Source organism: Phenylobacterium terrae (assembly GCF_042681205.1).
Taxonomy (GTDB): domain Bacteria; phylum Pseudomonadota; class Alphaproteobacteria; order Caulobacterales; family Caulobacteraceae; genus Phenylobacterium; species Phenylobacterium terrae.
On sequence record NZ_JBHUEY010000006.1, the window covers coordinates 945,437 to 954,943 of the forward strand.

Here is a 9,507-nt window from a genome sequence, read left to right on the forward strand (position 1 = left end):
TGCACCGTCGAGCCTGGCGACCCTCAGACGCCGCGCGACGGCCTCAGCCAGGGCGAGCGCGCGAAATGGCGCGCCTCGAAGTCACGGATCTCGCCCGCGCGCCGCAGCGCGACGCCGACCGCGTCCAGCCCCTCGAGCAGGGCGCGGCGCCGCTGCGGCTCCACCTCGAAGGGCGCTGAGAGTCCGTCGGCGAGGATCAGCTGGCGCTCGAGGTCGATCGTGATGAGCGCGGTCTCCGGATCCGCGGCCCGCGCCTGCAGGGTCTCGACGAGCTCCGCCTCGGCGGCGATGGCGAGCAGTCCGTTGCGCGCGCAGTTGTCGAAGAAGATGCCGCCGAAGCTCGTTCCGACCAGCGCCCGGACGCCCAGCTGGGCGAGGCCCCACACGGCGTGCTCGCGGCTGGAGCCGCAGCCGAAGTTGGGGCCGACGACCAGGAAGCGGGCCTGCGTCCACGGCGGCCTGTTGAGGATGAACGCCGGCCGCGGCGCCCCCTCCTCGTCGAAGCGCAGGTGGTGGAACACGCCTTCGGCCAGGCCGCTCCTGTCGATGCCCTTCAGGAACTGCTTGGGCATGATGACGTCGGTGTCGAAGTTGGCCGCCGGCATCGGCGCGGCGATGCCGGTGACGCGGCGGAAGGGCTCCATGGTCAGTCTCCCAGCCGGCGCACGTCGGCGAGGCGACCGCTGACAGCGGCCGCAGCGACCATGGCCGGGCTCATCAGGTGGGTGCGCCCGCCGGCGCCCTGGCGGCCCTCGAAGTTGCGGTTGGTGCTTGAGGCGCAGCGCTCGCCCGGCGCCAGGACGTCGTCATTCATCGCCAGGCACATGGAGCAGCCCGACTGGCGCCACTCGAAACCGGCCTGGGTGAACACGCGGTCCAGGCCCTCGGCCTCCGCCTGCCGCCGCACCGCCGACGAGCCCGGCACCACCATGGCCCGCACCCCGTCGGCCACGCGCCGGCCCCGCAGCACCGCGGCGGCGTCCCGCAGGTCCTCGATGCGCGCGTTGGTGCACGATCCGATGAAGGCGCGGTCGATGCGGACGTCCTGCAGCGGCGTGCCGGGCCGCAGGCCCATGTAGTCGAGGGCGCGCGCGGCGTCGCGCCGGCGCATCTCCGAGTTCTCGGCCGCCGGGTCGGGGACCACCCCCAGCACCGAGACCGCCTGGTCCGGGCTCGTGCCCCAGGTCACCATCGGCTCGATGCTCCGCGCGTCCAGCGCGACCGTCCGGTCGAACGGCGCGTCTGGATCGCTGCGAAGGCCGAGCCACGCCTCGGCCGCCCGCTCCCAGAGCGCGCCTGCAGGCGCGCGCGGGCGGCCCTGAAGATAGTCCAGCACCTTCTGGTCCGGGGCCATGAGGGCGCCGCGCGCGCCGCACTCGACCGACATGTTGCAGATGGTCATGCGGCCCTCGACGCTGAGCCTGGCGATCGCTTCACCCGCGAACTCGATTGCGTAGCCGGTCGCCCCGTCCGCCCCGATCCGTCCGATGAGGGCCAGGACCAGGTCCTTGGCCGTGACGCCGACCGGCAGGCGTCCGGCGACGTCGACACGCAGGGTCTTCAGCCGGCGGTAGATCACGGTGGCCGTCGCCAGCATGTGCTCGATGTCTGACGTGCCGATGCCGAACCCCAGCGCCCCGAGCGCACCGTAGGTCGTCGTGTGGCTGTCGCCCGCCGCGATCGCCATGCCCGGCAGCACGAACCCGAGCTCCGGCGCCACCACGTGCTCGATCCCCTGCAGCGGGTGCAGGATGTCGAAGAGCTCGATGCCGAACTCGCGGCAGTTGCGGGCGAAGTAGGCCACCTGCTCCGCGCCGCCGGCGTCGGGCATCTCCGCGGAGCGCACCGGAGCCGTGGCGTTGACGTGATCGACCACGCCCAGCAGCGCGCCGGGGCTCCAGACCCGCCGACCGGCCTCCCGAAGGGCGGTGAACGCCTGCGGACTTGTGTATTCGTTGAGCACGCTGCGATCGATGTAGAGCAGCACGGTCCCGCCGCCCCCGTCGAGGTCCGCCACGGTGTGCGCGTCGACGAGCTTGTCGTAGAGGGTGCGCGGCGCGGTCATGGGTTCGTGCTCCCGGCGCGGCCGTCGGCGACCACGCACTGCGGCGGCAGCGGCTGGCCCTCCAGGGCCGCCACCACGCAGCGCGCGGCGATCATGTTGGTGCGGGCGAGGCCTTCGCGCGTCGAGGCGCCCGCGTGCGGGGCGGCGACCACGTTGGGCAGGGCGATCAGCGCCTCGGTCACCGGCTGGAGGCTGGGGTCGCTCTCGCTCTCGAACACGTCGAGACCGGCCCCGCCGAGGTGGCCGGACCTGAGCGCTTCGAGCAGGTCGCGGTCCGACACGAGCCCGCCACGGGCGGTGTTGATGACGAAGGCTCCTGGCTTCATCGCCGCGAGGGGCTCCGCGCAAAGCAGATGGCGTGTGGCGGGAGTGAGCGGCGCGTGCAGGCTGACGTAGTCGCTCTCGGAGAGGAGCGTCGGAAGGTCCACGTAGGTCACGCCGGTCTGCGCCGCATAGTCGGGGTCCGGGCGGGGCGAGACGACCAGGACGCGGGCCTCGAACCCGCTGAGGCGCTGCACCACGCTGCGTCCGATCCGGCCAAGCCCGACCACGCCGACGGTCTTGCGGTAGAGGTCGGTCCCCATGAGGATCGACCAGGCGCCGGCCCGCATCCGGGCCTGCGCCTCTCCGAAGCGGCGGCCGACGCTGATCATCATCCCGATCGCCTGGTCGGCCACGGAGGCGTCGTTGCCGCCGGCGGCGATGGCGACCACCCGCCCGAGCTCGCGGGCGGCCTGCACGTCCACGCGTTCGTAGCCGACGCCCCGGCGCGCGATGACCTGAAGGTCGGGCAGCGCCGCGAGCAGCTCGCGGGTGACCCGCGCGTGGCCCACGATCCAGGCCGAGGCGCCGCGCAGCAGCGCCGTCAGCGCCTCGGGGCCGAGATCGCCGTCGGCCTGTCCCGGCGCAAGCTCGGTCACGGCCACTTCGCAGCCGGCGCTGCGCAGATAATCGGTAGCGCTCTCGTCGAAGAACCGTTGGGTGACGACGACGCGCCGCGGACCTGAGCTCATGGGGTGTTCGTCTCCAGCCTGGGCGCGCCGTAGCGCGGCGCGGCCGCGGGGCGCCAGGGCCTGTTCGGCATAAGGTGATGCGCGCTGCGCACGCTAGGCGGCCCAGGGGAAGGCGAAGGTGGCCAGCCCGATGAGGGTCGCGGCGATGGACAGCAGCACGGTCCAGCGCAGGGCGAAGCGTTGCAGGTCCACCAGATCGACGCCGAGCAGCGCGCACTTCAGGTAGAGGGGCGCCACCATCGGACTGAGGCCATGCACGGGCTGGCCCATCAGCGAGGCGCGCGCGATCTGGGTGGGGGTGATGCCGTAAGCCTTGGCGGCCTCCGCCAGCACCGGCACCACGCCGAAGTACCAGGCGTCGTTGGACAGGAAGAAGGTCATCGGCATCGCCAGCACGGCGGTGATCACCGCCATGTGGGGGCCGAGCCAGGGGGGAAGGACGTCCACGATGCCGCCGGCCATGGCGTCGATCATGCCGGTCCCGCTCAGCACGCCGGCGAAGGCGCCGGCGGCGAACACCATGACGGACAAGGTCACGACGCTGCCGGCGTGGCTCGTCAGCCTGGCCCGCTGGTCGTCCGGGCGGGGGTAGTTGACCACCATGGCGACGGCGAAAGCGCCCATGAACAGGACGGCGAGCGGCGCAAGGTGGAGGACGACGGCCGTCATCAGCGTCAGGGTCAGGCCGAGATTGAACAGGAACAGCTTGGGGCGGCTCGCCGCGGGGTCGCGCTCGAATCCGGCCAGAGCCGTCTGGATGACGGCGTCGGCGTCCGGCGCCGCCCCCAGCGGCGGCGCCCGTAGCCGCCGCCGCTCGCGCAGCCCGAAGAACACCGCGATGGCGAATGTCACCGCCAGGCCCCCGCCGATGACGGGGATCAGCAGCAGGAAGACCTGGGCCATGTCGACCCGGAGGGCGGACGCCGCGCGGGCCATGGGGCCGCCCCAGGGGGTGAGGTTCATCACCGCGCTGCAGAGGCCCCCGATCAGTCCGAAGATGAGCACGTTCATGCCCAGGCGCCGGTAGATCGGCAGCATCGCCGAGGCGCAGACCAGCAGCGTGGTCGTTCCGTCGCCGTCGAGCCCGACGATCGCGGCGAGCGCGGCGTGCCCCACCGTCACCCGGAGGGGATCGTCGCCCACCCAGCGCACGATCCGGGCCACAAGGGGATCGAACAGCCCCGCGTCGATCATGAGCCCGAAGTAGAGCAGCGCGAACACCAGCATGACCGCCGTCGGCGCCACCTGCCGCACACCGGCCATGACGTGCTCGCCGAGCCCCGCCCCCGCCCCGAGGGCGAGGCCGAACACCACGGGCACGATCATCAGCGCCGTGATCGCGGACAGCCGCCGCGTCATGATCAGGGCCATGAAGGTGAGCACGAGCCCGAAGCCGGACAGGGCGAGGATCATGGGAAAGCCATCCTGATTGGGACGGGCGCGGGATCGCCGCGCGCCGAAGCGCGCGGCGATGGACGTCCGGAGTCTCGCCCCGCCCGCGGGGAAGGACGTCGCGGGCGGGGCCGGTCCGGTCGCCGCGCTCCAGCTCAGAAGCGGTAGTCCACCGTGACGCCGAACTGCCGGGGCGGGCCGTACTGCACGAAGATGCCGCCGGCCGTGCCGCTCTGGTGGGTGCGGTACTCGACGTCGCCGAGGTTGCGGCCCCAGAACTGCACCCGAACGTCGTCGTTCGGCTGGTAGGTGACGCTGGCGTCCCAGAGGGTCCGCGCCTTCCGGAATTCCTCGAAGTTGTTCGAGTTGTCGTCGAACACGTCGCTCTCGTAGTTGAAGCTGGTCTCGAACCGAAGCCAGCCCCAGCTGAATTCCTCAGTCGTGAAGGCGGCCGTGCCGGAGAGCGCGTGCTCGGGCGTGCGGCTCAGACGGTTGCCGCTGAGGTCGTCGAAGACGACCGTGCCGTCAGCGAGGATCTCGCTCGTCTCCACGAAGCGGTCGAAGGTGGCGTCGAGGTAGGTGTAGCTGAGGCCGAGCTCCACGGCGCGAACCGGATTGAAGTTGAAGTCCGCCTCCAGGCCCCGGATCGTGGCGTCGCCTGTGTCGGTGACCAGTCGGCTGAGACCTGGACCCTGCGAGGCGTCGGGCACCGACTGCTGGGTCTGCAGGTCGCTGTAGTCCATGTGGAAGATGGAGACGTTCAGGCGCAGGCGGCGGTCGAGCCAGTCGGTCTTCACGCCGGCCTCGTAGTTCACCACCTTCTCGGGCGAGGTGGCGATCCTGGCGAACTCGGCCTGCGGCTGTTCCTGGAAGCCCCCGGACTTGAAGCCGGTGGCGATGCTCGCGAACAGGAAGAGGTTTTCGTTCAGCCGCCAGTCGCCCCCGACGCGCCAGGTGACCGCGTCGTCCTCGTACCGCCCGGGGTCGCCCACGGTCGTGAAGCCGATGACCGGGGCGGCCTCCGGTCCGGTCAGACGCGTGATCTCGTAGGTCTTCTCCTCGTGGGTGTACCGCAGGCCGGCGAACAGGTGGGCGTCCTCGAAGACTTCGTAGTTGGCTTCGCCGAAGACGGCGGCGCTCTCTGTCACGTTGTCGGCGACGAAGCGGTTCAGGCTGAAGTCCGGCACGGCGGTTTCGCTCTCGCGCTCGCGATGGACCTCGTCGCGCAGTGCGTAGACGCCGGCGACCCAGGACAGCGGCCCCTCCCCCGTCGAGGAGAGCCGGGCCTCGGCCGAGAAGGACTCCGCCTCCTCGGCCATGAGCACCTGGATGCCGGCGACGGGGATGCCGTTGGCGGCGTTGATGGCCGGATTGGCGCCGTCGAAGTCTTCCGAAGAGTCGAAGTCGAGGAACCGGTAGGAGACGTACGCCGTCAGGTCCGCCCAGCCCAGGCTCGAGGTGTTCACCTCCAGCTTCACGCCGCCGGTCTCCCGGTCGAGGTAGCCCGGCTGGTCCGAGAACGTCCGGCGCGGCTTGTCCACATCGGCGTTGCCGAGCGGAGCGGTGTTGAAGCGCGCACCCCCGCCGGCATTGTCGACCGTGACGTCCCCGGTGAAGAGCAGCGAGGTGTCCTCCGACAGCTCCGCCAGCACATGCAGGCGGCCGCTGAGGCGGTCGTCGTCATCGAGGGGCGCCCCAGTTCCGGCCACCGTACGGAAGCCGTCGTTCTTCTGGGACGAGAGCGCCAGCCGCGCGGCGGCGCGCTCGCCGAGCGGCGCATTCAGGACCAGGTTCGCGTTGCGCTGGCCATATTGCCCCAGGGTCAGCGCAGCCCGGCCGGAGAAGTCGTGGAGCTCCGGCTTCGCGGTGATGAAGTTCACCGCGCCGCCCACCACGTTCTTGCCCCACAAGGTGCCCTGCGGGCCCTTCAGCACCTCGACCCGCTCCATGTCGAAGATGTCGACCGCGAGCATGGGACCGCGCCCGATGTAGACCCCGTCGATGAAGGCGACGGAGGACGGGTCGCCCCCGGCGCTCTGGGTGCCGCTTCCGATGCCGCGGAAGAAGGGACGCGGCGCGGCGCGCGGAAAGGCGTCGATGGTCACCCCCGGCGCGGCGTCGGCGAGGCGCTGCAGGTCGACGATGCCCCGCTCCTCCAGGGCTTCGGCGCCGTAGGCCGTGACCGTCACCGGGACGTCCTGCAGCGATTCCTGCCGCCGTCGCGCGGTCACCACGACCTCCTCGACCGAGGAGACCGCCGGGGCGTCCGCAGTCTGGGCGAGAACCGCAGGCGCGTGGACAAGAACGCCAGCGCCCGCGGCTGTCGCGAGAAGCAGCGCTCGGCTCGAACGAGATCGCATCATGTTTCCCCCTTCTGGCGTTCATCGCCAGCCGTTTTGGCCCGCGATCGGTCCGCGGGCGGCTCGGGGGAATGGATATCCGCGCCCCTCGCCGGGGCCGTGCCAATTAGTTTACATCCGCGCGTGAACTGCAATATTTTCGTCAATGTGTATGGCTCATGTCAGGATGTTCCGCACCCATGATCAACCGTCGTGAGAACTGGGTCGCCGAGCTCCCGCTGCAGGCCCGCGCCGCCCTGGACGCATGCGCGGTCGAGCGGTGCGTCCGGGCGGGAGAGGTCATCTGCCACGCCGGCGCTGGAGCCACTGGCGTCCATCAGGTGCTCGAAGGCTACGTCAAGGTGACCGGTCTGACCCACGCCGGCGATACGGCCGTGATCGTGATCTACGGCCCCGGCAACTGCTGGGGCGAGTCGCCGCTCGTCTCTGAGCGCCCGCATCACCACAGCACGATCGCCATGACAGACGTTCGGATGCGGACGTTTCCGAAAGCGGATTTTCTTCGGATATACAACGAATTCCCTGCCGTCGGCTATGCGCTCTGCCGCAAGTTCGCGCGGGCCATGTCGCGCCTGATCCTGAATCGGGAAGCGCTCGCCGCCGGCCGGGTCGGGCCGCTCGTCGCCGCCTCCTTCCTAAGCCTCGCGCGCGACGTTCCGCTCGCCGCCGGCGGAAACGCCTGCGAGATCGACGTGCCGCTGACGCAGCTGGACGTCGCCAACTACCTTGGCGTCACGCGGCAGAGCGTCCAGCCCGAGATTTCGGCCCTGAAGGGGGCCGGCATCCTCGAAAAGCGCAGCGGCGCCTGGGTCATCCATGACATCCGCCGGCTGCGGCGCTGCTCGGTCGATCCGCGGCTCACCTAGCGAAGTCCGCTGCGCATCATTTCATGCGCGCCCCGCATGAGCGGGCATGCAGGCGCCCTGCCGCCATCCGTCTTCTCTGCCGTCGCGAACGGGCCCCCGCGACCGCAGCCGCAGCGCGGTTACGGCCCGCCCGCGGCGCGGTTCGCCTTCAGCCTAGCGACATTGTCCGCGTGGCTCTGCCGGCTGACGCCGTAGAACCACACGCTGGCGACAGCGGCGAGGTAGAGGACCGCGAGGGTCGGGACGAAGACCAGCCCCAGGGTCCGCAGCACCTCAGCGGGAACCTCCCCGGGCCGGGCCTTCTCGGGGAAGCTGACGAACGCCAGGACGAGGCTGGAGGAGAATATTCCCATGCCCGCCGTGGTCTTCTTCACGAAGTTGTCCGCAGAGACGAGGAGCCCTTCCGAGCGCCGCCCTGTGCGCAGCTCGGCGTCTTCCGCAAGGTCCGCGATCATCGCGGTGATCGCGATCGAGAGAACCAGGTTGAGCGCGCCGGCCAGGAAGGTGTCGGCGATCAGGATCGCCAGGACGATCGGCGTGCCGTTCGGCGGCAGCAGATCGAGGAGGCGAAGCGTCACGGGCGTGATGTTGACCAACATGATCGCCAGGAGCGCCAGGATGGCCCCTCTGCGCTTGCCGAACAGCTTCAGAACCGGGGGACCGCAGAAGACCCCCGCGAGAGACGCCACGAACCCCGCGGTGACCAGCCAGGCGAGCTGCGCGCTGGTGAGCTCCCAGAAGTAGACGTGGAAATACATCGAAAGGCCGCTCGAGAAGCCGGCCGCCGTGGAGGCGAACACGCCGGCCGCCGCCGTCACCCACAGCGAGCGGCTCGCCAGCGTGCCGAAGACGCCGCGGAAGAAGGCCGACGCCGACAGGCGCTCCGCCGGCGGCCTGTAGAGCCTGGGAATGAGGTGCTGGGTCCCCCAGGACGAGACGAGGATCACCGCCGCGATGGCCAGACCGGCGCAGAGCCCGTAGCCCGCATAGCCGGCCGGATTGAAGAGGCCGTTCGGGTGCGCAGGCGTGTCCCTCAGGAACACCCGGTACGCGACCAGCGACAGCACGAGCCCCCCCACGAAGGTGAAGAAGTAGCGGAAGCTGATCAGCCGGGTCCGCGCGTCGTAGTCGTCGGTCATTTCGGGGGCGAGCGCCGAGGCCGGCACTTCGAAGAAGGTGTCGAAGAACCTGACGCCGAACAGGCAGACGGCCAGGTAGATGAGCAGCAGGGACGGAGAGAGGCCGGCGGGCGGCGTCCAGAGGAGGCAGAAGAGCCCCCCGTAGGGCAGCGCGGAGGCGTACATGTAAGGGTGCCGCCGTCCGAGCCGGCTGCGGGTGTGGTCCGAGGCGATGCCGACCGCCGGGTCGATCAGCCCGTCGACCGCCAGGGCGATCATCATCAGGGCGCCCACCGCCGCCGGGGGCAGGCCCATCACCTGGTTATAGAAGAGCAGAAGGAAGGCGCTGAAGCTGCGGTTCTTGATGCCGTTGGAGGCCGAGCCGAGGCCGTAGGCGGCCATCGTCCAGAAGGAGAGAGGCTTTCCCATCGTTTCCCGCGCACGTCTCGCGGCCCGGTCGCCGCGGGATCGTGATAGGCGGGAGCCGCGTGCGGCCCGTGCCAACTGCTTTACGTCGGCTGGATCGCCAGGTGTCCCAGCACGAGAGCCGGTAGCCCTGACGGTGGGCATCAATCCATGCGCAGGCGGCATGGGCGCGATCCGGAGCGGCCTGATATCGGGCGGCGCCAACGAGATGAGTGGGAGACGCGCCATGGCCGACGGATCGCTGGCGATCAATTCGATGAAGGACAA

The 9,507-nt window shown here is 70.5% G+C and carries 7 protein-coding genes; 1 reads left to right on the forward strand and 6 read right to left on the reverse strand.

Annotation, left to right across the window (positions count from 1 at the left end; translation table 11 throughout):
* Positions 1-23 precede the first annotated feature (23 nt).
* The 5 genes from leuD to ACFSC0_RS19295 form a co-directional block, all read right to left on the reverse strand.
* On the reverse strand, positions 24-644 hold the full coding sequence (gene leuD / locus ACFSC0_RS19275) for a 3-isopropylmalate dehydratase small subunit (protein ID WP_377281607.1): 621 nt from the start codon (positions 642-644) through the stop codon (positions 24-26).
* 2 nt (positions 645-646) lie between these two features.
* Positions 647-2,065 (reverse strand): 3-isopropylmalate dehydratase large subunit, encoded by a 1,419-nt coding sequence (gene leuC, locus ACFSC0_RS19280; protein ID WP_377281608.1) that lies wholly within the window; start codon positions 2,063-2,065, stop codon positions 647-649.
* Positions 2,062-3,078: a phosphoglycerate dehydrogenase gene (locus ACFSC0_RS19285; RefSeq protein ID WP_377281609.1), complete on the reverse strand. Its 1,017-nt coding sequence runs from the start codon at positions 3,076-3,078 to the stop codon at positions 2,062-2,064. Before ACFSC0_RS19285 ends, leuC begins: the two co-directional genes overlap by 4 nt.
* Positions 3,079-3,171: 93 nt before the next feature.
* Complete coding sequence (locus ACFSC0_RS19290; RefSeq protein ID WP_377281610.1) at positions 3,172-4,491, reverse strand: CitMHS family transporter; 1,320 nt, start codon at positions 4,489-4,491, stop codon at positions 3,172-3,174.
* 134 nt (positions 4,492-4,625) lie between these two features.
* Positions 4,626-6,701: a TonB-dependent receptor gene (locus ACFSC0_RS19295; protein ID WP_377281611.1), complete on the reverse strand. Its 2,076-nt coding sequence runs from the start codon at positions 6,699-6,701 to the stop codon at positions 4,626-4,628.
* A gap of 308 nt (positions 6,702-7,009) precedes the next feature.
* Between ACFSC0_RS19295 and ACFSC0_RS19300 the strand changes: the two genes are divergently transcribed.
* On the forward strand, positions 7,010-7,696 hold the full coding sequence (locus ACFSC0_RS19300) for a Crp/Fnr family transcriptional regulator (protein WP_377281612.1): 687 nt from the start codon (positions 7,010-7,012) through the stop codon (positions 7,694-7,696).
* A gap of 119 nt (positions 7,697-7,815) precedes the next feature.
* Here ACFSC0_RS19300 and ACFSC0_RS19305 read toward each other — a convergent pair whose 3' ends face one another.
* Positions 7,816-9,243: an MFS transporter gene (locus ACFSC0_RS19305; protein WP_377281613.1), complete on the reverse strand. Its 1,428-nt coding sequence runs from the start codon at positions 9,241-9,243 to the stop codon at positions 7,816-7,818.
* Positions 9,244-9,507 lie beyond the last annotated feature (264 nt).

Bases quoted from the DNA above. Each gene is read 5' to 3' on its own strand.
- leuD (WP_377281607.1), bottom strand. From the start codon at position 644: ATGGAGCCCTTCCGCCGCGTCACCGGCATCGCCGCGCCGATGCCGGCG.
- leuC (WP_377281608.1), bottom strand. From the start codon at position 2,065: ATGACCGCGCCGCGCACCCTCTACGACAAGCTCGTCGACGCGCACACC.
- ACFSC0_RS19285 (WP_377281609.1), bottom strand. From the start codon at position 3,078: ATGAGCTCAGGTCCGCGGCGCGTCGTCGTCACCCAACGGTTCTTCGAC.
- ACFSC0_RS19290 (WP_377281610.1), bottom strand. From the start codon at position 4,491: ATGATCCTCGCCCTGTCCGGCTTCGGGCTCGTGCTCACCTTCATGGCC.
- ACFSC0_RS19300 (WP_377281612.1), top strand. From the start codon at position 7,010: ATGATCAACCGTCGTGAGAACTGGGTCGCCGAGCTCCCGCTGCAGGCC.
- ACFSC0_RS19305 (WP_377281613.1), bottom strand. From the start codon at position 9,243: ATGGGAAAGCCTCTCTCCTTCTGGACGATGGCCGCCTACGGCCTCGGC.